We start from the raw sequence: 23,233 nt of genomic DNA on the forward strand, positions 1-23,233 counted from the left end.
CCTGTCGCCTGCCGGGTAGAGGTCGGTCATGCGCGCACTCACCTTGCGGCCGGACACCCGCGGGTCGCTCCGCGTCGAGGACGTGCCCGATCCCGAGCCCGCCCCCGGTGAGCTGCTCGTCCAGGGCCTGGCCCTGGGCATCTGCGGCACGGACCGGGAGCTGGCCTCCGGCGAGTACGGGTTCTGGCGGGGCGAGAAGGACAGCATGATCCTCGGCCACGAGTCGCTGGGCCGCGTGCTCCGGGCGCCGGAGGGGTCCTCCTTCTCCCCCGGCGACCTCGTCGTGGGCGTGGTGCGCCGCCCCGACCCGGTGCCGTGCCCGGCCTGCGCCCGAGGCGAGTTCGACATGTGCCGCAACGGCCGCTACACCGAGCGCGGCATCAAGGCGCTCGACGGCTACGGCAGCGAGCTGTGGACCGTGGAGGAGGACTACGCCGTGCGCATCGACCCGCGGCTGGAGCGGGTCGGGATGCTGATGGAGCCGACCTCGGTCGTGGCCAAGGCATGGGAGCACATCGAGCGGATCGGGGCGCGCTCCTGGTTCGAGCCGCGCACGGCGCTCGTCGTCGGCGCCGGGCCGATCGGCCTGCTGGCCGCCCTGCTCGCCACGCAGCGCGGGCTGGAGGTCCACGTCGTCGACCGCGCCTCCGGAGGGCTCAAGCCGGACCTGGTGCGCGCGCTCGGCGCGGCCTTCCACTCCGGCAGCTCCCTGGAGCCGGTGCGCGACCTGCGCCCGGACATCATCGTCGAGGCCACGGGGGCGGGCACGATGGTCCTCGACTCGATGGTGATGAGCGGCTCGGCCGGCATCGTGTGCCTGACCGGCGTCTCGGCCCCCGGCAAGGTGCTGGACGCGGACGTGGGGCGCATCAACCGGGACATGGTGCTGGAGAACGACGTGGTGTTCGGCTCGGTCAACGCCAACCTGCGCCACTTCCGGGCCGCGGGTGACGCGCTGGCGGCGGCCGACTGCGCCTGGCTGGAACGGCTGATCACCAGGCGGCTGCCGCTGGAGCGGGCGCTGGAGGCGTTCGGCGGGCCGGGCGACGACGTCAAGCTGGTCATCGACCTCACCGGCTGACCGGCGTCCTCGCTCGCGTCGGGGTTCCGGCTCGCGTCAGGGTTCCGGCTCGCGTCAGGGTTCCGGCTCGTACGGGCGGCGGCCGATGACCACGGGGACCCGCTCGCCGTCGCTCCCGCGCTCGGGGCCGGACCAGGCGCGCTCGTGGTCCGCCCAGGCTTGCTCGTGGTCCGCGTCGGTCCAGGCGGGGTCGTCCTCGGTCCAGGCGGGGTCGGCGTCGATCCAGGACAGGCCGTGGTCGCGGCGTGACGGGGCGCTCCAGGGCCAGGCGAGGCGGCGATGGGTGCCGCGGCGGCGTCCGGCGAAGCGTAAGGAGAGCACGATCGTCGTCAGCACCATGACGGCGAGCAGCGCGTGGGGCGTCCCCAGCACGTCGAACACCGACCCCTGGGGCTCCCGCTCCCGGAGCACCGGTGCGAGCGGGTGCTCGGTGGAGCGGATCTCGTTCAGCGTGGCGTTGGCCTTGACCAGGCGCGGCAGGCCGTACCCGACGACCTTGTCGGTCTCGCGGACCTTGCGCTTGAGCCAGACGCCGTCGACGTTCGCCTCGATGGTGTGGATCTTGCCACCGGAGACGCTCTCCACAATGCCGACGTGGTCGACGCCCTGGTAGCTCTTGCCGCCCTTCCAGTCGTAGAAGACCAGCGCTCCCGGCTCGGGCCTGGACGACCAGGCGCCCTGCTTGATGAACCACGCGGCGTGGGACGGCGTCCAGGCGAAGCTGCCGACGTAGTCCGTGATGCCGGCCCGGTCCGCCGCCCAGGCGATGAACATGTCGCACCAGGGCGCGTCCCGGTACTGGGCGTCCTGGACGCGCTCGGCGTACCAGTGGCCGAACTTGGTCTGCTGGCCGCCCTTCTCCCGGTAGCCGATCTCCTTGCGGACCTGTTTCAGCAGAGCTTCCGCGATGGGGTCCAGCGCGACTCCTCCCAGAAAATCCGGACGATCACGATGTACGGTAATCGCCGCGCGGCGAGCGCGGGCCGCGCACCGCGAAAGTGGCGAGCTCTGGGGAGAAAAGGGACTCCTGTGACGGAAGTGACGCGGCTACGCGCCCGCGCCCACGCGCCACACCTGCTCGTCGCCCGTGCCCGGCGCCACCACGTCGGCGACGATCACGGTCACGTTGTCCGGCGAGCCGCCCTCGTTGGCCAGGTCGATGAGGCGCTGCACGGCCATCGCCGGGTCGGGATGCGTGGTGAGCACCTCGTGCAGCATCTCGGGACCGAGCACGGCCGTGAGGCCGTCGGAGCACAGCAGGTAGCGGTCGTCGGGCTCGGCCTCGCGCAGCGCCATGTCGGGCTCGGCCCGGCCCTCGCTGCCGAGCACCCGCAGCACCATGGAACGCCGGGGATGAACGGCGGCCTGATCCTCCGTTATCCGCCCTTCGTCCACCATCGACTGCACAAGTGTGTGATCCTTGGTCATCTGGTAAAGAGCACCATCGCGAAGCAGGTATCCGCGGGAGTCACCGAGATGAGCCAGGGCGAACCGGTAGCCGTCCCAGAGCATGGCGGTCACCGTGGTCCCCATGCCCCTGCGTGCCGGGTCGATCTCCGCCAGTTCGACCAGCCGGCGCGCCGCCTCGTGCACGGCGCCCTCAAGGGCCGCCTCCAGGTCGGCGCCCGTCTCGGGAAGCGTGGCATCCAGCTCGCGCATGACGGCGATCGCCGCCGAGCTCGCGAGCTCGCCGGCCGCGTGGCCGCCCATCCCGTCAGCCACCACGAGCAGCCGGCCGCTCGCGTAGCCGGAATCCTCGTTCTGCTCCCTGCGGCGCCCCACATCTGATCCGGCGGCATAGCGGATGTTGTGCTTCATACCTAGCAGTAAATCATTGGTTGAAAGACTTCACAAGCAGATGCGCTGAAGACTCTTGTGAACTACTGTGGTCGCATGAGCCACGATCCGACCGTGAACGCCGGGGACATCGCCCGGCTCGCGGGGGTCGGGCGCGCCGCGGTGAGCAACTGGCGACGCCGCCACGACGACTTCCCCCGCCCCGTGGGCGGAACCGCCAACCAGCCGCTGTTCTCGCTGCGGCAGGTCGAGGCGTGGCTGCGGCGCTATGGGAAGTCCTACCAGGTATCCCTGGGAGATCGTGTGTGGCAGCGCCTGAAAGCCGCCGGAGATCTACGCCTGGGTGACCTTGTGGCCGAGGCGGGTGAGTTTCTTTCCACCGGGAGCACCGAGCTGGAGCCCGAGCTGGCCGGGCTGGTGTCCGAACTGGCCGAGCGGCACGGGCCGCTCGCGGCGTACGAGTTCCTGTGCGAGCGCTATCTGGAGGCCCACTCGCGCCAGCTCTCGGTGACCCGCGAGGACGTCGCCGAGCTGATGGTCCGCCTGGTCGGCGCCGCCCCGGCCGCCGACGGCCGGCCCACGCTCGGCCACCCCACGGTCGGCCGTCCCGCCGTGGTTCTCACCGCGGCCTCGGACGGCCATCGCGTGAAGACTCCCCAGGCCCAGCGCGCGGCACCGACCGGCCACCGCGCCGCGGACAGCGGCCGGGCGGGCGGGGGCCCGGCCGGGAGTGGACCGGCGGGCGGAAGCGCGGCCGGGAGCGGCTCGGCGGGCGGTGGCCCGGCAGGCGGCGGTCCGGTCGGGGGCGGCTCGGCGGGCGGTGGCCCGGCCGGGGGCGGGGAACCCTGGGTTCCCGGTATCGAGCGGCCGGCCACGATCCTGGACCCCGCGTGCGGCGTCGGCACGCTGCTGCTCGCCCCGAAGGCCGCCCGCCTGCTCGGGCAGGACCTCAGCGGCGCCTCCGCCCGCATCACCGCGGCCCGGCTGAGGCTGCGCGGCGCCGACGCGCGGATCGTTCCCGGCGACGCCATCCGCCACGACGCCTTCGCCGGGGAGAAGGCCGACGCCGTCCTGTGCGACCCGCCGTTCAACGAGCGCGCCTGGGGCTACGAGGAGCTGACCGGCGACCCGCGCTGGGAGTACGGCCTGCCGCCGCGCGGCGAGCCCGAGCTGGCCTGGGTGCAGCACTGCCTGACCCACGTCCGGCCGGGCGGCCTGGTCGCCATCCTCATGCCGCCCGCCGCCGCGAGCCGCAAGGCGGGCCGCCGCATCCGGGCCAACCTGCTGCGGGCCGGCGCCCTGCGCGGCGTCGTGGCGCTGCCCGGCTCCGACCTGTGGCTGCTGCGCCGGCCGCGCGCGGGCGAGCGCCCGCCGTCCGACGTGCTCATCCTCGACGCGACGGCCGACCTGTCCGCCGTCGAGCCGGCCTGGCGCGCCTACCTCGACGACCGCTCCGACCGTACGGTGCGCATCATCGACCTGCTGGCCGACGAGGTGGACATGACGCCCGCCCGGCACCAGCGCCGCGACGACGTCGGCCGGGCCTTCACCGAGGCGCGCGACCGCTTCCTCGCGGCCGCCGCGACGCCGCCCGACCTGAAGGTGCTGGACCAGCCGCTCGACCAGCCCGCCACCACCGTCGGCGACCTCATCAAGGAGGGCCTGGTCACCGTGCTCCAGGCGCCGCCCAAGATGGCCGCCGAAGGCGGCGACCTGCCGGTGCTGACCGCCGACGACGTGGCCGGCGGCACGCCGCCCTCCGGCCGGGCGAGCGCCCAGCAGGGGCTCGTGCAGGTGCGCCCCGGCGACGTGGTGGCCTCCTACTCCAGCGTCCGGGTCATGGCCGAGGGCGGCTGCGTGCTGGGGCCCCACCTGACGCTCTACCGGGTGGACCAGCGCCGGCTCGACCCCGACTTCCTGGCCGGCTTCCTGCGGGCCGCCGGGGGCCGGGCGACGACCGGCTCCAGCCGCTTCGACGTGCGCCGCACCCGCCTGCCGCGCCTGACGCTGAAGGAGCAGAGCGCGTACGGCGAGGCGTTCCGGCAACTCGCGGTGCTGGAGGACGCGCTGCGTGAGACCTCCGTCCTGGGGCAGACACTGATCCGTCTGGGCCTCGACGGGCTGGCCGACGGCCACCTGCACCCGCCTGCGCATGGCTTCGATCAGTGAGGCGAGCTCGGCCGCCGGGGTGCCTGACGGTGTAGTTTTTCCCGAAAGGCGGCTTGGAGGGGCGAATGGTCATCGGCGACCGCTATGTGCTTGAGCACTTCCCCCTCGGGCAGGGCGGCATGGGAGCCGTCTACGCGGGCCACGACCGTCACCTCGACCGCCGCGTCGCGGTCAAGCTGCTACGCCTGCCGAGCGGCGGGCCGGACGGCGAGATGGAGCGCCGCTTCATCCGCGAGGCCCGCATCCTGGCCCGGCTGGAGCACCCGGGCGCGCCGGTGCTCTACGACTTCGGCACCCACGAGCAGCGGCTGTACCAGGTGATGCAGTTCATCGAGGGCGTCACCGTGGCCGACGTGCTCAGCGAGCACGGGCCGCTGCCGGTCCCGTGGGCCGCCGCCATCGCCGCGCAGGCGTGCGCGGTGCTGTCGGCCTCGCACGCCCTGGCGATCTGCCATCGCGACCTCAAGCCCACCAACCTCATGCTGTGCCCCGACGGCAGCGTGAAGGTGCTCGACTTCGGCCTGGCCATGCTGCGCGAGGCCGACGTCACGACGTTCACCCGGATCGGCCAGATTCTCGGCACGCCCGCCTACATGGCGCCCGAGCAGATCCAGCGGGGCGTCGCCGAGCCGCGCAGCGACCTGTACGCGCTGGGCTGCGTGCTGCACGAGATGCTGACCGGCCGGCAGCTCTTCACCGGGCCGACGGACTACGTGGTGTTCGAGAAGCAGGTCAAGGAGCGGCCCCCGGACATCCCGGGTTTGCCGGCCGGGCTCGACGCGCTGCTGTCCGAGCTGCTGGAGAAGCAGCCCGACGACCGGCCCTCCGGGGCCGAGGAGCTGTACGAGCGGCTGGAGCCGTACGCGGTGGGCCTGCCCATGCTGCCCGGCTTCCTGGCCAAGGCGCCGAGCCCGGGCCGCATGTACGCGCGGATGGTCGGCCGCGTTCTCACCGGTTGACCGAGCGCCGAAACGCTTCAGCGGTCAGGGGGCGTCGGGGAGGACGGCCTCGATGGCGGTCACGGCGTGGGCCCGGTGGGCGGCCAGGACCCGCGCGGCCCCCTCGGCGTCGCGGCGGCGCAACAGGTCGAGCGCGGCTCGGTGCTCCTCGATGACCCGCTCCCTGTTGGCCGGCTCCCCGTAGTAGACGGAGCGGTAGGCGTCGGTGGAGTCCCACAGCGTCCTGATCATCCGGACCATGCGCGGCAGCCCGGACGCCTCGAAGATCGTCATGTGGAAGCGCCGGTTGGCCGCGGCCATCGCCAGCACGTCGCCCGCCGCGGCGGCCTCCTCGACCTCCGCCTGCGCCCGCTCGGCCGCCCGCAGCGCCTCGTCGCCGATCCGCCCGGCCGCCCGGCGCACCGCCTCGGCCTCCAGGAGCTCCCGGATCAGGTAGACCTCGCGCAGGTCGGCGAGCGAGAGCCGCTCGACGAAGTAGCCCCGGTGGGCCTGGTAGGTGACCAGGCCCTCACCCTGGAGCGTCTTGAGCGCCTCGCGCAGCGGGACGCGGCTCACGTCGAGCTCCTCGGCCAGCGCCTCCTGCCGGATGGGGTCGCCGGGCCGCAGCCTGCCGGTGGTGATCGCGCGCCGCAGCTCCCCCAGGACGAACTGCTGCGCCGTGGGCGGCCTGCGCCGCTCACCGGCCTCGGCCGCGACGCCCCTGGCCGGCCCTTCTGGCGTGGTCATCACTTCTCCTTGAGCGTGCAAGCTCCCGCCTCACAACAAGGCCCTGGAGGAGCGTACCCGTGCCTGCCGAGCAGCGGGCCCGCCGTGTCCCCTGCGCCGGGCCGTCCGGCCCGGCCCGCGTCCGACGTCAATCGCCCAGGAGCTCCCGGACCCACTGATCGTCCTGCCCGAGCGACGGGGGCGCGAGGCGGTACTCCGCAGGCGTGCGGCCGAGGCCGACGGGGTTGGCCACCTGCGCGGCCGGTCCCTCGCCGACCAGCGGGTTCAGGCCCAGCTCGGTGGCCAGGGCGAAGGCGTCGGCCATGGTGTTGATCGGCCCGCAGGGCACCCCGGCCGCGGTCAGGGCGGCGAACCACGCGTCGGCCGAGCGGGCGGAGAGGGCACGGTCGAGCTCGGCGCACAGCTCGTCCCGGTGGGCGACCCGGCCGGAGTTGGCGGCGTACCTCGGGTCGGCCGCGAGGTCGCCGCGCCCGAGGGCTTCGCACAGGGCGCGGAACTGGCGGTCGTTGCCGGCCGCGATGACGATCGGCCGGTCGGCGGCCCGGAAGACCTCGTACGGGACGATGCTGGGGTGCCGGTTGCCCATGGCGGAGGGCACCACGCCGGCGGCGGCGTACCCGGAGGCCAGGTTGGTCATGGCCGACAGCAGCGACGACAGCAGCGAGACCGTCACCCGCTGTCCCTGGCCGGTGGCGTCGCGGTGGCGGAGGGCGGCCAGCATGCCGAGCGAGGCGTGCAGCCCGGTGATCACGTCCACGAGGGCGACGCCCGCCTTGGTGCCGGGCCCGTCCGGCTCGCCGGTGACGCTCATCAGCCCGCCGACGGCCTGCGCGATGAGGTCGTAGCCGGGCAGCTCCGCTCCCTCGCCCTCGCCGAACCCGGTGATGGAGCAGTAGACGAGCCCCGGGTTGGCCGCGCGCAGCTTGTCGTAGCCGAGTCCGAGGCGGTCCATGGTGCCGGGCCGGAAGTTCTCGACGAGCACGTCGGCGCGGGTGGCGAGGGCGCGGGCCACCTCGGCGTCCGCCGGGTCGCGCAGGTCGAGGGCGATGGAGCGCTTGTTGCGGTTGACGGCCAGGAAGTAGGTGGCCTCTCCCCCGGCGTGCGGCGGGCCCCACGAGCGGGTGTCGTCGCCGCCGCCCGGCCGTTCGACCTTGACGACGTCGGCGCCGAGGTCGGCGAGGAGCATGGTCGCGTACGGGCCGGCCAGCACCCGGCTGAAGTCGGCCACGAGCAGGCCGGACAGGGCCCCGCTCACGCCGGCGTCCCGAGGTAGACGGTGACGGCCTGGGTGAAGAACTCGCGGGCGGCCCGTCCCTGCTCCCTCGGCCCGAAGCCGCTGAGCTTGCTGCCGCCGAACGGCACCCAGGGGAAGGTGCCGGCGGACTCGGAGTTGACGTGGAGCACTCCGACGTCGAGGTCGTCCACGGCCCGCAGCGCGGCGCCGAGGTCGCGGGTGAAGATCGCCGCCGACAGCCCGTGCTCGCTCCGGTTGGCCAGCCGCAGCGCCTCCTCCGGGCCCGAGGCGCGCACCGCGCCGACGACCGGGCCGAACAGCTCGGTGCTCCACACGTCCAGGTGCGTGCCGGGCAGGGCGAGCACGGTGGGCGGGGTGAACCAGCCCTCGGCGAGCTGTCCTTCCCGGTACGGCCGGGCGCCCGCCAGCGGCTCGGCGCCGTCCTCGACGGCCCGCCGCACGCCGGCGGCCACGCGCTCCCGGGCGGCGGCGCTGATGAGCGGCCCCATCTCCACGCCGTCCTTGAGCGGGTCGCCGACGACGAGCTCCTCGGCCTTGGCGGCCACCTTGCGCAGCAGGTCGGCGGCGACGGCCTCCTCGACCACCAGGCGGGAGGTGGCCGTGCACTTCTGCCCGGTGGAGCGGAACGCGCCGAGACACACCTGCTCGGCGGCGTGGTCGAGATCGGCGTCGGCGAGCACGACGGCGGCGTTCTTGCCGCCCATCTCGGTCTGCACCGGCTTGGCCAGCTCGCCGCAGCGGGCGATGACGGCCCGGCCGACCTCGGTGGAGCCGGTGAAGGAGACGACGTTCACGCCGGGGTGGTCGATGATCGCCGCTCCGGCGTCGGCCTCGCCGTACACGAGGTTGAGGACGCCGTCGGGCAGGCCCGCCTCGGTCAGGGCGCCCGCGAGGCGCATGGCGAGGAGCGGCACGAGCGAGGAGGGCTTCCACACGACCGTGTTGCCGTAGGTCAGCGCGGGGCCGATCTTCCAGGCGGGGATGGCGATCGGGAAGTTGAACGGCGTGATGAGGCCGGCGACGCCCACGGGACGGCGCATGACGAGGAGGTTCTCGCCGGGGCGCGGGGAGGCGTAGATCTCGCCGCTCTCGCGGTCGGCCTCGGCGGCGTAGTAGCGCAGGATGCGGGCGGCGCCGCGCACCTCGGCCACGGCCTCGGGCAGCGTCTTGCCCTCCTCGCGGCTCAGCTCGCGGCCCCACTCCTCGGCGGCCGCGTCGAGGAGGACGGCGGCCCGGGACAGGACGGCGGCGCGCTCGTGGTGGGGGGTGGCGCGCCAGGCGGGCGCGGCGTCGCGGGCGGCGCGGACGGCCAGCTCCACCTCCTCGGGTGAGGCGGCGCGCCCGCGCGCGACGATCTCGCCGGGGTTCGCGGGGTTGGCGTCGGCGAACTCGGCGCCGGATCCCTCGATCCAGCGGCCGTTCACGAGGTTCAGCAGCTCCATGGTCAAATCACCCTATCTGTGTCATATTGGATAATCAATATTGGATCCAATATCCATTCCGTGGACAGGAGCGCCCGCATGCACCCCTCTGCTCTCTTCGCCCTCGACAGCCTCCTCACCGACGAGGAGCGCGACATCCGCCAGGCCGTCCGCCAGGTCTGCGACCGCGAGATCCGGCCGCACGTCGCCGGCTGGTTCGAGACGGGCGAGCTGCCCGCGCGCGAGCTGGCCCGCACGCTCGGCTCGGTCGGCGTGCTCGGCATGCACCTCGACGGGTACGGCTGCGTCGGCCTCGGCGCCGTCGCGTACGGCCTGGCCTGCCTGGAGCTGGAGGCCGCCGACTCCGGGCTGCGCAGCCTGGTCTCGGTGCAGGGCTCGCTGGCCATGTACGCGATCTGGAGGTACGGCAGCGAGGAGCAGAAGCAGGAGTGGCTGCCCGCCATGGCGGCCGGGGAGCGCATCGGCTGCTTCGGCCTCACCGAGCCCGACTTCGGCTCCGACCCGGGCGGCATGCGCGCGACGGCCAAGCGCGACGGCTCCGACTGGGTGCTCGACGGCACCAAGATGTGGATCACCAACGGCTCGATCGCCGACGTCGCGGTCGTCTGGGCGCGCACCGAGGACGGCGTCCGCGGCTTCCTCGTCCCGGCGGGCACGCCCGGCTTCGCCGCGCACGACGTCAAGCACAAGGTGTCGCTGCGCGCCAGCGTGACCAGCGAGCTGGTGCTGGACGGCGTGCGCCTGCCGGCCGAGGCGATGCTGCCCGGCGCCCGGGGGCTGTCCGGCCCGCTGGGCTGCCTGAACGAGGCCCGGTTCGGCATCGTCTTCGGCGCGATGGGCGCCGCGCTCGACTGCCTGGAGACGACGCTGGACTACGTCGCCTCCCGCGAGGTGTTCGCCCGGCCGCTCGCCTCCTACCAGCTCACCCAGGCCAAGCTCGCCGACATGACGCTGGAGCTGGGCAAGGGCCTGCTGCTGGCGGTGCACCTCGGGCGGCTGAAGGAGCGGGGCGAGATCACCCCCGAGCAGGTGAGCGTCGGCAAGCTCAACAACGTGCGCGAGGCCCTCGACATCGCGCGGACGTGCCGCACGCTGCTCGGCGCGAGCGGCGTCACGCTGGAGTACCCGGTGATCCGCCACGCGGTGAACCTGGAGTCCGTGCTGACCTACGAGGGCACCTCGGAGATCCACGCGCTGGTCGTCGGCAAGGCGCTCACCGGCCTGCCCGCCTTCCACTAGGACGGCTGCGCTCAGAACGTCTGCCAGGTCGTCCCGGCGACCTGGCAGAGCCGTCCCCGGTGGACGCGCATGGCGCCCGCGGCCACGTCCAGGCTGATCACCGCGAGCGTCTCCCAGCGCTGGTCGAAGGGCAGCTCCGGGTCCGGGTGGGCGCACACCGGCGCCACCGGGGCGTGGCAGGTCATCGCCCCGGCCCGCGCCGTGAGGTCGGGGTCGGCCAGGCCGCCCACCCGTTCCTCCAGGTGGCGCAGCCGCGCGTACGTGCCGGGCCGCTCGGTGCCGAGGTCCTCGCCCCGCGCCAGCTCCGGGTCCAGGAAGTGGTTGGTGTGCAGGAGCACGCCGCCGATCCCGTTCACCCCGGCCTCGACCACGCCGACGCCCGCCGGGCAGATCTCCAGCGCCCTGACCCCCTCCCGGGTCACCACCGTGACCACCGTGGACGCCGACGTCCGCGCCGAGCGGGCGATCCGCGTGGCCTCGTCCAGCGTGGCCGCCTCGTCGAGGATCCGGCGCGCGACCAGGTGGACGGGCACGCCGACGTCCGCGTGGTCGGAGCGGTGGCGCAGGATGTTGAAGTGGATCCCGAGGCCCGCGTCGTTGACGCCGATCTTGGCCAGCACCCCGGCCTCGGTGAACGTGCGCACCCGGCGCCCGTCGCCCGTCTCGAAGGCCCACAGCAGCGGCGCGTCGCGCAGGTGGTCGTGCCAGTCCCAGGTCTGGACGGTGCGGGGCGGCCGGCCCGCGTCCAGCACGACGGCGGTCGAGCACTCGCCCTCGCCGCCGGCCCGCATCGCCGCGAGGATCTCGGTGCGGGCGTTGACGGCGGCCACCCGCCAGGGCTCCAGGCCGCAACCGGCCGCGATGCCGCCGATCTCCTCCGCCAGCGCCGGCGCCCAGGCGGCCGTGGCGGCCAGCGCGCGCTCGGCCAGCTCGCGGACCTTCCCGGGCCCGGCCCCGCACGCCTCGAACAGCCGCAGGTAGCCGTCGTGGTTGGCGCGCACGGCCGCGCCCCAGTGGGCCCCGAACTCCCGGCCGCGGCCGCCCGGGTCCAGGCGCGAGGAGGTGAACGCGGGGAACCTGCTCAAGAAGCCACCTCCGGGCCTGCTGCTTGCCCGGCCTCGGCCGGACCTGTTGCTTGCCCGGCCGAGGCCGGACCTGTTGCTTGCCCGGCCGAGGCCGGACCTGTTTCCTGCCCGGCCGAGGTCGGGCGGGGGTCCACCTGGTCCATGAGCGCGGCGAGCGCCGGGCCCGCGTCGCGACGGACCCTCGCGCGCCGCCCGTCGTCGGCGTCCTGGCTCAGCTTGAACATGCCGCGCTCCCCCGTCACCCGTACCCGGAAGGCGACCACACCGGACACGATCTCGGCGAACACCTCGCGCGAGACCGCGCTGGGCCGCCACCGCGGCGTCCGGGACGACTCCATCGCCTCCACGGTCCGCTCCACGACCTCCAGCGGATCGGGATGGACCTCGATCCGGCCCGTCAGGTGGACGGCCGCGTAGTTCCAGGTCGGCACCGCCGGGTCCGCCTCGTAGCTGGTCGGCGAGACGTACCCGTGCGGCCCCGAGAAGACGACCAGCACGTCCGGCGAGGACTCCCAGGTACGCCACTGCGGGTTGACCCGGGCCAGGTGGCCGACGAGCGTGGCGCCCTCGAACCCGGAGCCACCCGGGTCCTCCACGAGCACCGGGGCGTGGGTGGCCACGGGCACGCCGCCCGCGACGGTGACCACGAGCGCGAACGGGTTCTCCCGCACCAGGCGCGCCGCGTGCGCCGGGTCGGCCGGCGCGTAACGGGGGAAGACGTGCATCGGCCTACTCCACGCCGCTCAGGATGGCGTCCCAGGCCACCTCCGAGGCCAGCGCGCCGAAGCCCGCCGGCTTGAGCCCCTCCAGCTCCACCTCGTCGGTGGTGAGGGCGAACAGCACGTCGCCGTCCGTCGAGGTGTGGAAGGGCTGGATGCCGCGGTGCATCGAGCTGTGCACCTGGCGCGCCACCTGCGCGAAGTCGCGGTCGGTCAGGCTCACGTTCGTCACCATCACGGTCAGCGTGGTGTTGCCCATCACGGCCGGCGCGTCCGCGAGCTCCGCGTAGTCCACGCTCGGGTGCCGCCTCGCCCCTTCGCCGGAGTGGTAGTTGCCGCGCAGGATCTCGCCGTCGCGGCCCACGACCACGCCCACGGAGTTGATCACGGTCGCCACCAGCACCTTGACGCTGCCGAAGACGCCGAACGCGGCGCCCTGCCCGGTGTACTCCGCCCGGCCGAAGTCGATCTTCCCGGCGGTGGCGCCGATGCCGGCCCCGCACCGGCCCACGGGGAACTCGCCCTCGCGGGCGGCGCGCAGCGCGGCGCGGCCGAGCTCAGCGTCGGGGTGGACGGCGTTGTCCCGCGCGGAGAAGTCGTAGATCACCGCGCCGGAGACGAGCTGCAGCTCGTCCCACCTGACCTGGTTGCCGCGCCGGGCGAGGAGTTCCTCGCTCACGCCCGCGGCGGCGGCCAGGCCGTACACCGAGCCGCCCGCGAAGCAGATCGCGTGGTTGAAGTCGTAGCCGCCGCTCATGCCGACCGCGCCGCCGCGGGCGTCGACGGCGGTGCGCGCGCCCGCCGGGACGTGCACGACGGTGCAGCCGGTGGGGCCCTCGGCGTACTCGGCGGTGCCGACGTACACCCCGGGCAGGTCGAACGGCACGCTGCCGCGGCCGGGGCTGGGCTGGGGGGTGAGCGGGAGGTCGGGGTTGCTCGGCACACCGGTGCTGAAGGACGAGACGGGGGCGAGGGTCACAGGGACTCCAGGAGCTGGCGCGAGTACGGGTGTTCGGGAGCGGTGTAGAAGGCGGCGGCGTCCGCGGTCTCGACGATCTCGCCGTCGCGCATGACGGCGATCCGGTCGGCCACGTACCGGACGGCACCGAGGTCGTGGGAGATGAACAGGGCGCTGAAGCCGAACTCCGCCTGGAGGTCCTTCAGCAGGTTGAGGATCTGGGCCTGCACGGAGACGTCGAGGGCGCTGACCGCCTCGTCGAGGACGACGAAGCTCGGCCGGGTGATCAGCGCGCGGGCGATCGACACCCGCTGCCGCTGGCCGCCGGACAGCTCGTGGGGATAGCGCTCGGCGAAGCCGGCGCCCAGGCCGACCTGCTCCAGCGCCTCGGCCACCAGCGAGCCGGCGGGCCGGCCGAGCACGGCCAGCGGCTCGGCGACGCTCTGCCCGACGCGCATGCGGGGGTTGAGCGACCAGTGCGGGTGCTGGAGCACCGCCTGGATGCGCCCGGCCAGGTCGCGGCGCCTGCGCGGGAACGGTCTGCCGTCGAACAGGACCGTGCCGGAGGTGGGCCGTTGCAGGCCGAGCGCCACCCGGCTGGTGGTGGTCTTGCCCGAGCCGGACTCCCCCACCACGCCCAGCGTCTCGCCCTCGGCCACGGCCAGCGAGATGCCGCGCACGGCGTCGAGACGGCGGCGCCGCAACGGCGGGCCGGTGGTGAAGGACACCGTGACGTCGTCCAGTTCCAGGATCACGCGACCACCTCCAGCTCTCCGACCAGGTCGGCGGCCCGGTGGCAGAGCGCGTCCTGCTCGCCCACCCGGACCGGCGCGGGCCGCTCCACGGCGCAGCGCTCCTCGGCGAACGGGCAGCGCGGCTCGAACGCGCACCCCGGTGACGGCCCGGTCAGCACCGGCGGCCGGCCGGGCACGGGCCGCAGCCGCACGCCAGGGGCCGCCGCCGCGGGCGCCGACCCGGCCAGGGCCGCGGTGTAGGGGTGGGCAGGAGCGCCGAGCACCGCCGCCGCCGGGCCGGACTCCACGACCCGGCCACCGTACATGACGGCCACCCGGTCGCACCTGCGGGCCACGGCCGGCAGGTCGTGGCTGAGCCAGACGATGCTCGTCCCGGCCCCGGCCGCGAGCGTGAACACCACGTCCAGCACCTTCTCCCGCACCTGGGCGTCCAGCGAGGCCGTCGGCTCGTCGGCGACCAGCAGCTCGGGCGAGGCGGCCATGGCCAGCGCGATCGCCACCCGCTGCGCCATGCCGCCGGAGAGCTGGTGCGGGTACGCGGAGGCGACCCGGGCCGCGTCGAGCCCGACCCGGGCCAGCTGGCCGGCCACGTCGCCCCGGCCCTCCCGGCCCAGCACGAGGCGTAGCTGCCGCCCCACCCGCATGGTCGGGTCGAGCGAGGCGATCGGGTCCTGGAAGACGAAGCCCAGCCGGTTGCGGCGCAGCCGCCGCAGCTCGGCCGGGCGCAGGTCCAGCACGGGCTCCCCGGCCACGCGTACCTCGCCCGCCTCGACCCGGGCCTGGCGGGGCAGCAGGCGGCCGATCGCCGCGCCGAGCGTGGACTTGCCCGAGCCGCTCTCCCCCACCACGCCGACCGTCTGCCCGGCCGCCACCCGCAGGTCGGCGCCGTCGAGGGCGCGGGCCCGGCCGTAGTCCACGACCAGGCCGTCCACCTCCAGCAGCGCCTTGTCCATCCGGGCCTTGTCCATCGGGGCCTTGTCCATCCGGGCCTTCATACCAGCGACCTCGTCTCCCTCGGTTCGAAGCGGTCGCGCAGGCCGTCGCCGAACACGTTGATGGACAGGATGGCCAGCACCAGCACGGCTCCCGGTCCGATGATCAGCCAGGGGGCGGCCATCATGTACGTCCCGCCCTGCCGGATGAGCACGCCGAGCGACGCCTGCGGCGGCTGCACGCCGAAGCCCAGGAAGCTCAGGCCGCCCTCGACGGAGATGCCGACCGACAGCGCGTACGTGCCCTGCACGGCGATCGTCCCGGCCACGTTCGGCAGGACGTGCCGGCCGAGCACGCGCGGCAGCCGCGCGCCGCTGATGACGGCGGCCGTCACGTAGTCGCGTCCGGCCACGGCCACGGCGGCGGCCCGCACGAGCCGGGTCATGAGCGGGATGGTCACGAGCACGATGCTGGCCAGCGCGGCGAGCTGCCCCGGCCCGGCGACGGCGGCCACGAGGACGGCCAGCACGATCGCCGGGAACGAGTAGAGCACCTCCACCACCCGCATGATCAGCTCGTTCAGGTAGCCGCCCCGGTAGCCCGCGAGGACGCCGAAGCCGGCGCTCAGCGCGGCGGTCACGAGCACGGCCGCCGACGACAGCAGCAGCGTGGTGCCCACGCCCTCCATGACGCGCGGCAGCACGGAGCGGCCCAGGTTGTCGGTGCCCAGCCACCAGCCGGGGCCGGGCGGCTGGAGCCGCGGCCCGACGATGGCGTCGGGGTCGCCGGCCGCGTCCACGAGCGAGCCGAGGGCCGGCAGCACGAGCAGCAGCAGGCAGGCCAGGCCGGCGAGCGAGAGCGGGTCGAGCCGGAGCTTCTTCACGCGCGCCTCCCGAGCCGCGGGTCCACCAGGCCGACGAGCAGGTCGACCAGGACGTTCATGACGATGAACACGGCCGCCGCCAGCAGCACGCCGGCCTGCACGACCGCGTAGTCCCTGCGGCCGACCGCCTGCACGACGTAGGAGCCGATGCCGGGCAGGTTGAACAGGTACTCGACGATCAGCGCGCCGCCCAGCAGGTACGCGGTGATCGTCGCCGTGAGCGTGAGCACCGGGCCGGCGGCGTTGCGCAGGATGTGGTGCCTGATGATGAACCACGGCGTCTCGCCCCGGGCGACGGCGGCGGTGATGTGCTGCTCCACCAGCACGCCGAGCACCGCGTCTCGGGTCGTCCGGGCCGTGGCCGAGATGGCGAAGATCGACAGGACCGCGGCGGGCAGCAGGTACCCGGTGGTCTGCAGGCCGTACCGGGAGACCACGAAGACCACGAGGCTGCCCAGCGCGAACTCCGGGACGCTCACGCCGAGGCCGCTCAGCAGCCGGCCCGCGCCGCCGCCACCGCCGGGCCGGGCGCGTACGGCGGTGACGACGCCCAGCGGCACCCCGGCCAGGACCGCGGCGGCCACGGCGAGGAGCGTGAGCTGGGCGGTCACCGGCAGCCGCGCCGCCAGCTCGGCCGCGACCGGCTGCCGGCTGATCATCGAGGTGCCGAAGTCGCCGGTGCCGAACGCCGCCAGCCAGTGCCCGTACTGGGCGAGCACCGACTGGTCGAGCCCGTAGCGGGCGGCCAGTTCGGCCTTCTGCTCCGGCGTGGCGAACGGGCCGAGGATGGTCTCGGCGAACCCGCCGGGCATCAGGCGCAGGGCCGCGAAGATGAGCACCGAAATGCCGAGGAGCGTGACGGCCGAGCTGAGCGCCCGGCCGCCCCACCACAGCAGCAGCCGCATCGCGCTCAGCCCCGCTTGACGCGGGCGTCGGCGACCAGCCGCAGCAGGTTGCCGTAGCCCTCGGTGGCGTACAGGCTGGGGCTGACCGCGTCGGCCCGGTAGGCGATCGTGGCCGGGCGGGTCACCAGGGGCACCATCTGGGAGTCGGTGTCCACCTTGGCGCACACCTCGGCCAGCGCCTTGTCCCGCTCCGGGCCCGCCGGGGTCGCGCCGGCCCTGGCGATGAGCGCGTTGAGGTCCTTGTCGGCCTGCATGAAGCCCTGGTTGAAGCCCGCCACGTCCGGGTTCCACCAGGTGGTGACCATGCCGGGGTCGGCGTAGCCGGCGAACCACGACAGGGCGGAGTCGAACGGGGCCGGCACCTTGCCGTACACCTTGCCCGCCCAGCTCGCCTCGTCCATCTGCTCGATCCTGACGGTGACGCCGGCCTGCTGGAGGTTCTGCTGGATCACCTGGGCGACGGCCGGGGCCGGCTCGGTGGCGTAGATGCTGAGCGTGAAGGACAGGCCGGCGGCGCCGGCCTGGGCGAGCAGTTCCTTGGCCTTGGCCGCGCCGCCGCCGGTGGCCGACGGGAGCGTGGCCGGGTCGCAGGCGCCGGGCAGGCCCGCGGGGGTGACGCCGGTGGGCCTGCCCTGGCCGCCGAGCGCCACCTCGGCGATCTGCTTGCGGTCGAGCGCCATGTTCACCGCCTGCCGGACCCGGGGGTCGGCGAACTTGGGGTTCTTGGAGTTGAGCATCAGGTAGTAGAAGTCGGTGGTCGCCTGGGTGGCGACCTTGACGTCGGCCGCGCCGGCCAGCATCGCGGCGGAGTCGACGTTGCCGAGCGAGGCGAGGGCGGCGCTGCCGTTCTGCACGGCCGCCACGCGCGCCGCCTCCTCCGGGGCGATGGTGACGGACAGGCTGTCGGCGGCCGGCTTGCCCTTGTCCCAGTAGTGCTCGTTGCGGACGAAGGACCACGAGACGTCCTGGCGGTGGTCCTGCACCTTGAACGGGCCGGTGCCGAGCATCGCCTTGGCCGGGTCGAGCGAGCCCGCCTCGATCTCCTTCATCGGCAGGACCGCGGCCGGCACGTTGGCCAGCGCGGCGAGGAACGGCGTGTACGGCTCGGCCAGCGTGACCCTGACGGTGCCGGCGTCCACCTTGGCGACCTTCTCGACCGGCCCGAGCTGGCCGCGCCACACCGACTTGGCGGCGAGCAGCCGCTTCAGGCTGCCGACCACGTCGTCGGCGGTCATCGCCCGGCCGTTGGAGAAGGCCACCCCCTTGCGCAGGTGGAAGACGTAGGTCTTCGGGTCGGGGGTCTCCCAGCTCTCGGCGAGCGCGGGCTTCGGGGCGAAGTCGGGGCCGACGGTGACGAGCGTCTCGTACACCAGCGACATGAGCTGCCAGGAGGTGGCCACGTCGGCGAGCTGGGGGTCCAGCCCGGTCGCGGCCCCGCTGTCGATGTGCACGGCGAAGCTGAGCGCGCCACCCGCGGGCAGCTTGTCGTCGGCGAGCGCGAGGTAGCCGGGCGGGGCCTTCGCGTCCGCGCTCGCCCCTCCGGGCGTGCCGGGGGCGGCGGCGGTTCCGCCGCCGCAGGCCGAGGTGGCGGTGAGCACGGCGGCGACCCCGCAGGCCAGTCTGTTTCGCATGACGCCTCATCTCTGGTGGCAGGAGCCCTCGGCGGGGGCGCCGGGCGGGGCGCCGTTCGCGGGGGTGTGGCAGGAGCTCCCGGCCGTGCCGCTCGGCGTGGCGCTGGTGGTGTGGCAGGAGCTCGGGGAGGTGGCGCTCGGCGGGACGTCGAGCGTGGGGTTGCGGTCGAAGAATCCGACGGGCTTGAGGGTGAAGCCGCACGTGTCGACCGGCATGATCGGCCAATCCTCGGTGCGGGGGAAGTGGGTCAGCCCGAACGTGTGCCACAGCACGATGTCCTGGCCGTCGATGTCGCGGTCGGCCGCGGTGTACGCGGGCAGTCCGGCCCCGCCGGGGTGCTGGTTGACCAGGTCACCGGCCGGATACCGCTCCGCCGGGTGGTAGCGCGTCACCCACAGGTGGCTGGTGGCGAACTCGGCGCGGGAGCGGATCGAGGAGTCCTCGTGGGCGAGCAGGGTGGGCAGGCCCTCGGGGTGCAGGGCGTAGCCGACGGGCTCGCCCAGCCGGTTGGCGACCTCCGGGTTGACCACGTGCCAGGTGCGGCCGGTGGCCAGGTCGGCCTCGCGCCGGCCCTGCGACTCGGTGCGCAGCCGGGTGGCGCGCCGGCCGAAGGCGTTGCCGTACGGGTTGGCCTCGTCCATGGGCAGGCGGACCACCTCGACCTCGTCCACGGCGTTGGCCAGGCCGTCGACCATCATGTCCAGCCGGGCCGAGAACAGGTGCTGGTGGTAGGGCGCGGCCAGGCCCGGCGCCACCTGCGAGGAGTAGGGGGCGGCGCGCTCGTCGTAGGCGCCGGTGAACACGATGCCGGTGGCCTTGACCTCCAGCTCGACGGTGCCGTCGAGGTAGAGGTACCAGTAGAAGCCGTAGTCGTAGTTGCCGACCGTGACGAAGAAGGAGATCACCAGCCTGCGCTGCCGCCTGGTCTCGCGGGAGCCGTTGGCCGGGTCGGTGTGCTTCCACAGCACGCCGAAGTCCTCCTCGTGCATGCAGATCGCGTTGGTCAGCGCCTTGGGCGAGCCGTCGCCGCCGGTCACGGTGACGTCGAAGTAGGTGATCTCGCCCAGGCAGTCGCAGCCCAGTTCCAGGGAGTTGGCCAGCTTGCCGAGCTGGTACTCGCCGGTGTCGAAGTAGTTCTGCCAGAACCGGATCCGGCTGGGGTCGCCGTAGGGCACCAGCATCTCGGCCACCGACGCCCGGTAGACGACCGGCCGGCCGTCGAAGGCGATCTGGTGCAGCACCAGGCCCTCGCGCATGTCGTAGCCGAGCCGGACGCTCCACTTCTCCCAGGTGACGAGGTTGCCGTCGATCGCGAAGCTCGGCCCCTCGGGCTGCGTGATGTGGATGGGGCGCTGGGTCGTGCGCGGCTCGCCGAAGGCGCCGGGCAGGTGGTAGTCGCCGTGCTCGGCGGGGATCGGCTGGGCGCCCGTGTCGACGATCTCGATCACGGTGCCCTTGAGCAGGTCCACGTACGCGACCAGGCCGTCGATCGGGTGCGCCCACGGCAGGCTGTCGGGGGTGGGCCGCAGGTGGGCGAGGACGCGCGCGACCCGCCGGCCCTCCTCGCCGGGCAGCCCGTAGTGGCCGGCCGACAGGGCGGCGAGCCAGATCTCGGCGCCGGCGTCCAGGCCGCGCCGGGCCAGGGCGGCGGCCCAGCCCTCGTCGGCCCTGAGCACCCGCCGGACCAGCTCGTGCTCCTCGTCCAGCATGGGGACCTGGCCGGCGGTCACCGGGTCGATCGCCCGGCTCGACTCGACCCGACCGTCGGTGAGCGAGACCACGACGTCGCGAGCCTGCTCGGTGGCCAGGTCGATGAGCAGGGCGCGGGCCCGCCGGGGGGCCGGGCCCGCGCCGAGCACCTCCTCCTTGGGCGGCTCCTCGACCCCGAGGTAGGAGACCCGGCCGGAGCCGGCGGCCAGCACGCCGTCCTCGGTCATGATGCGCGTGGCGTGCTCGATCTCCCGTGCGCTGAGCGGGTCGAGCGGGTGCGGCCGCTCGCCGACGCCGAGAACTCGCCGTCCAGATGACATCCGGCTGTCGCCCCTTCGCTGCCGTGCCGACAGTGTCGCACTGTGGTGCCGGAACGTTCCGGCATGTCGGTCAACATACTTCCGCGACCAGAGGAGGACAAGACCCCAACGTGGTTGGAAACCAGCCCGAAACCCGTCCAGCCGGGGCGCGACCGACCCGGCCGAAGGACGTTCGGGAGAGCGCTAGCATCGGGGGCGTGGGCCCAGACGAGCCGGCCACCCTCCTCACCGTCGCCAGGACGGCCGGGGTGTCCAAGACGACCGCATCCGACGCGCTCAGGGGCTCGGGCCGGGTCTCCGCCGAGACCAAGGCCCGCGTGCTGGCGGCCGCCGCCGCCCTCGGCTACGTGCCCAACGGCTCGGCCCGGCACCTGCGCCGCGCGAGCACGGGCACCATCGGCCTGCACGTGCCGGAGGTGCTCACCCGGTCGGTCTACTACATGGCGTTCGTGTTCGGCGTCGTGCAGGGCGCGGCCGACAACGACTACGACGTCACGCTGATCACCTCGGGCCGCCGCACGCCGCGCGTCGACGGCCTGGTGCTCGGCGACCCGATGGCCGACGACCCCCTCGTCGCCAGGCTCATGAGCGCCGGGCTGCCCACGGTCACCTGCGAGCGCTTCCCCGGCGCGGGACAGGCCGACGGCGTCGTCCTGTCCCAGCACGCCGAGACGGTCGGCGCGCTCATGGACCACCTGAGCGCCTCGGGCGCGAGCCGGCCCGCGCTCATCGTGGCCGGCGACGCGAGCGACTGGGCCGCCGCCGTCCACGGCGGGTTCCGCGACTGGTGCGCGCGGCACGGCATGGAGCCGCAGGTGCGCACCGTGCCGTTCGACGCGCCGGCCGACGAGGTCCGGCGCGCGGCCCGGGAGCTGCTGGCGCTGCGGCCGGAGATCGACGCGCTCGTCTGCGGCCCCGCCGGGGCGGCCGCCGGGATCGGGCCGCTGCTGCGCGAGGAGGGCCGGACGCCCGGCCGCGACCTGCTCCTGGCCTCGTGCGTCGACAGCCAGGCGATGCAGCTCGCCGACCCGCCCATCACCTCCATCGACCTGCGGCCCCGCGAGGCCGGGGTGCGGTGCGCGGAGCTGCTGTTCGACCTGCTCGCCGGGCGCGCGCGGCCGGGCGCCGAGCGCGTCCACCCCATAGAGCTCATCGTCCGCGACTCGACCCGCCGCGCCTGAGCCCCGCCACCGAGCGCGCAAGCGCTTTCCCGGGTCGGCGGCCGACATCCCGCCTGTGAACGCGCTCTCTCGCGCTCTCCGATCGTTATCTCACAGCAATTGACAGCCATGGGTGAGCTTGGCGACCCTGTCGAGAGAGCGCTCTCTCAGCCGGACAACTCCCCCCGCCCCGACCCCGGAGGGTCCCCATGCCTCCTCGCCTCCAGCGCGTGACCGTCCCCCTGCTCACCGCCTCCCTCCTCGCCCTCGCCACGGCCTGCGGCGGCGGAGGCGGTGACACCGCCGGGACCGCCGCCAAGCCGGGAGAGAAGATCAAGCTCAGCGTCGGCCTGTTCGGCGACTTCGGCTTCAAGCCGCTCTACGAGGAGTACAAGAAGTCCCACCCGAACATCGAGATCACCGAGAACGTCACCCAGTTCAACGACCACCACAACAACCTGGTCAAGCGCCTGGCCACCAACGCCGGCGCCGACGACATCGAGGCCGTCGAGGTGGGCTACATCAGCACCTTCACCGCCCAGCCCGCCAAGTTCCACGACCTCAAGCAGTACGGCCTGGACAAGCGGCAGGGCGAGTACCTCGACTGGAAGTGGCAGCAGGGCCTGAGCAAGCAGGGCGGCCAGCTTCTCGGCCTCGGCACCGACGTGGGCGGCCTGGCCATGTGCTACCGCAAGGACCTGTTCGCCAAGGCCGGCCTGCCCACGGACCGCGCCGAGGTGGCCGCGCTCTGGCCGACCTGGGACAAGTACATCGAGACCGGCCGGAAGTTCGCGGCGGCCGGCGTGGCGGGTTCCAAGTTCGTCGACAGCCCCGGCGAGATCTTCCGGGCCATGGTCAACCAGGCCCCGACCGGCCTGTACGACGACCAGGACCAGATCATCGTGGGCTCCAACCCGGCCGTGAAGCAGGCGTGGGACCTGTCCAACCAGCTCACCTCCGACAAGCTGACCGCCAAGCTGGCCGCCTTCTCCCCGCCGTGGAACACCGGCTTCGCCAAGGGCTCGTTCGCCACGATCATCTGCCCGGCCTGGATGACCGGCTTCATCCAGGAGCAGGCCAAGGACGCGACCGGCAAATGGGACATCGCGACCGTGCCCGGCGGCTCGGGCAACAGCGGCGGCTCCCACCTGATGATCCCCAAGCAGAGCAAGCACCCCAAGGAGGCGGCCGAGCTGATCGACTTCCTCACCTCCAAGGACAACCAGGCCAAGGTCTTCAAGGAGGAGGGCACGTTCCCGTCGATCCCGGCCCTGTACGACGACCCGTCGATCCAGAGCTTCACCAAGCCGTTCTTCGGCGACGCGCCCATCGGCAAGATCTACTCGGAGGCCGCCAAGGCGCTCAAGCCGCAGCACCTCGGGCCCAAGGAGGCGGAGGTCCGCGTCGTCATCGGCGACGGCCTCGGGCGGGTCGAGCAGGGCAAGCAGACCCCCGACCAGGCCTGGGCGCAGGTCCTCGAGGACGTCAAGAAGATCAATTGACTT

20 protein-coding genes are annotated in these 23,233 nt (G+C 73.7%); 6 read left to right on the forward strand and 14 right to left on the reverse strand.

Annotated elements, in window-relative coordinates:
- Positions 1-28: 28 nt before the first annotated feature.
- Positions 29-1,081: a glucose 1-dehydrogenase gene (locus tag HTZ77_RS35545; RefSeq protein WP_175594129.1), complete on the forward strand. Its 1,053-nt coding sequence runs from the start codon at positions 29-31 to the stop codon at positions 1,079-1,081.
- A 54-nt stretch (positions 1,082-1,135) separates the two neighbouring features.
- On the opposite strand, the gene HTZ77_RS35550 is transcribed toward HTZ77_RS35545, so the two are convergent.
- Together HTZ77_RS35550 and HTZ77_RS35555 are read right to left on the reverse strand one after the other, a co-directional pair.
- Complete coding sequence (locus tag HTZ77_RS35550; protein ID WP_328808961.1) at positions 1,136-2,044, reverse strand: CHAP domain-containing protein; 909 nt, start codon at positions 2,042-2,044, stop codon at positions 1,136-1,138.
- An 84-nt stretch (positions 2,045-2,128) separates the two neighbouring features.
- The gene (locus HTZ77_RS35555; protein WP_175594131.1) at positions 2,129-2,899 is read right to left on the reverse strand and encodes a PP2C family protein-serine/threonine phosphatase; all 771 of its coding nucleotides are present in this window, start codon (positions 2,897-2,899) and stop codon (positions 2,129-2,131) included.
- A gap of 75 nt (positions 2,900-2,974) precedes the next feature.
- Between HTZ77_RS35555 and HTZ77_RS46905 the strand changes: the two genes are divergently transcribed.
- Both HTZ77_RS46905 and HTZ77_RS35570 read left to right on the forward strand, forming a co-directional pair.
- Positions 2,975-5,047, forward strand: coding sequence for an HsdM family class I SAM-dependent methyltransferase (locus HTZ77_RS46905; protein WP_235995626.1), 2,073 nt, complete (start codon positions 2,975-2,977; stop codon positions 5,045-5,047).
- Between the two features lie 65 nt (positions 5,048-5,112).
- Positions 5,113-6,006: a serine/threonine-protein kinase gene (locus HTZ77_RS35570; protein ID WP_175594132.1), complete on the forward strand. Its 894-nt coding sequence runs from the start codon at positions 5,113-5,115 to the stop codon at positions 6,004-6,006.
- A gap of 24 nt (positions 6,007-6,030) precedes the next feature.
- Here the strand turns inward: HTZ77_RS35570 and HTZ77_RS35575 are convergent, their stop codons facing one another.
- From HTZ77_RS35575 to HTZ77_RS35585, 3 genes are all read right to left on the reverse strand, one after another.
- On the reverse strand, positions 6,031-6,732 hold the full coding sequence (locus HTZ77_RS35575) for a GntR family transcriptional regulator (protein ID WP_175594133.1): 702 nt from the start codon (positions 6,730-6,732) through the stop codon (positions 6,031-6,033).
- A 127-nt stretch (positions 6,733-6,859) separates the two neighbouring features.
- Entirely contained in the window at positions 6,860-7,987 is a 1,128-nt protein-coding gene (locus HTZ77_RS35580) for a CaiB/BaiF CoA transferase family protein (RefSeq protein WP_175594134.1), read from the reverse strand.
- Positions 7,984-9,429 carry an aldehyde dehydrogenase family protein gene (locus HTZ77_RS35585; RefSeq protein ID WP_175594135.1) on the reverse strand — a complete coding sequence of 482 codons (1,446 nt, stop codon included), beginning with the start codon at positions 9,427-9,429 and terminating at the stop codon, positions 7,984-7,986. The genes HTZ77_RS35580 and HTZ77_RS35585 overlap by 4 nt, the downstream gene beginning before the upstream one ends.
- Positions 9,430-9,507: 78 nt before the next feature.
- Between HTZ77_RS35585 and HTZ77_RS35590 the strand changes: the two genes are divergently transcribed.
- Complete coding sequence (locus HTZ77_RS35590; RefSeq protein WP_175594136.1) at positions 9,508-10,668, forward strand: acyl-CoA dehydrogenase family protein; 1,161 nt, start codon at positions 9,508-9,510, stop codon at positions 10,666-10,668.
- Positions 10,669-10,679: 11 nt separating this feature from the next.
- On the opposite strand, the gene HTZ77_RS35595 is transcribed toward HTZ77_RS35590, so the two are convergent.
- The 9 genes from HTZ77_RS35595 to HTZ77_RS35635 are packed head-to-tail and all read right to left on the reverse strand — an operon-like array spanning position 10,680 to position 20,568.
- Positions 10,680-11,753: a C45 family autoproteolytic acyltransferase/hydolase gene (locus HTZ77_RS35595; protein WP_175594137.1), complete on the reverse strand. Its 1,074-nt coding sequence runs from the start codon at positions 11,751-11,753 to the stop codon at positions 10,680-10,682.
- Positions 11,750-12,478, reverse strand: coding sequence for an FMN-binding negative transcriptional regulator (locus HTZ77_RS35600; protein WP_175594138.1), 729 nt, complete (start codon positions 12,476-12,478; stop codon positions 11,750-11,752). Before HTZ77_RS35600 ends, HTZ77_RS35595 begins: the two co-directional genes overlap by 4 nt.
- A 4-nt stretch (positions 12,479-12,482) precedes the next feature.
- Positions 12,483-13,451: a P1 family peptidase gene (locus HTZ77_RS35605; protein ID WP_175594139.1), complete on the reverse strand. Its 969-nt coding sequence runs from the start codon at positions 13,449-13,451 to the stop codon at positions 12,483-12,485.
- Complete coding sequence (locus HTZ77_RS35610; RefSeq protein WP_175594140.1) at positions 13,448-14,185, reverse strand: ABC transporter ATP-binding protein; 738 nt, start codon at positions 14,183-14,185, stop codon at positions 13,448-13,450. The genes HTZ77_RS35605 and HTZ77_RS35610 overlap by 4 nt, the downstream gene beginning before the upstream one ends.
- Positions 14,182-15,168, reverse strand: coding sequence for an ABC transporter ATP-binding protein (locus HTZ77_RS35615; RefSeq protein ID WP_235995627.1), 987 nt, complete (start codon positions 15,166-15,168; stop codon positions 14,182-14,184). The genes HTZ77_RS35610 and HTZ77_RS35615 overlap by 4 nt, the downstream gene beginning before the upstream one ends.
- 8 nt (positions 15,169-15,176) lie before the next feature.
- Complete coding sequence (locus HTZ77_RS46910; protein ID WP_175594141.1) at positions 15,177-16,001, reverse strand: ABC transporter permease; 825 nt, start codon at positions 15,999-16,001, stop codon at positions 15,177-15,179.
- On the reverse strand, positions 15,998-16,906 hold the full coding sequence (locus HTZ77_RS35625) for an ABC transporter permease (protein ID WP_175594142.1): 909 nt from the start codon (positions 16,904-16,906) through the stop codon (positions 15,998-16,000). The genes HTZ77_RS46910 and HTZ77_RS35625 overlap by 4 nt, the downstream gene beginning before the upstream one ends.
- A gap of 5 nt (positions 16,907-16,911) precedes the next feature.
- Positions 16,912-18,537 carry an ABC transporter substrate-binding protein gene (locus HTZ77_RS35630; RefSeq protein WP_175594143.1) on the reverse strand — a complete coding sequence of 542 codons (1,626 nt, stop codon included), beginning with the start codon at positions 18,535-18,537 and terminating at the stop codon, positions 16,912-16,914.
- A 6-nt stretch (positions 18,538-18,543) separates the two neighbouring features.
- Entirely contained in the window at positions 18,544-20,568 is a 2,025-nt protein-coding gene (locus HTZ77_RS35635; RefSeq protein ID WP_175594144.1) for a primary-amine oxidase, read from the reverse strand.
- A 197-nt stretch (positions 20,569-20,765) separates the two neighbouring features.
- Between HTZ77_RS35635 and HTZ77_RS35640 the strand changes: the two genes are divergently transcribed.
- Positions 20,766-21,749, forward strand: coding sequence for a LacI family DNA-binding transcriptional regulator (locus tag HTZ77_RS35640; RefSeq protein ID WP_205304367.1), 984 nt, complete (start codon positions 20,766-20,768; stop codon positions 21,747-21,749).
- 209 nt (positions 21,750-21,958) lie between these two features.
- The gene (locus HTZ77_RS35645; protein ID WP_328808958.1) at positions 21,959-23,230 is read left to right on the forward strand and encodes an ABC transporter substrate-binding protein; all 1,272 of its coding nucleotides are present in this window, start codon (positions 21,959-21,961) and stop codon (positions 23,228-23,230) included.
- Positions 23,231-23,233: the final 3 nt, after the last annotated feature.

It is taken from the genome of Nonomuraea montanisoli (assembly GCF_013363975.1).
Lineage (GTDB): Bacteria > Actinomycetota > Actinomycetes > Streptosporangiales > Streptosporangiaceae > Nonomuraea > Nonomuraea montanisoli.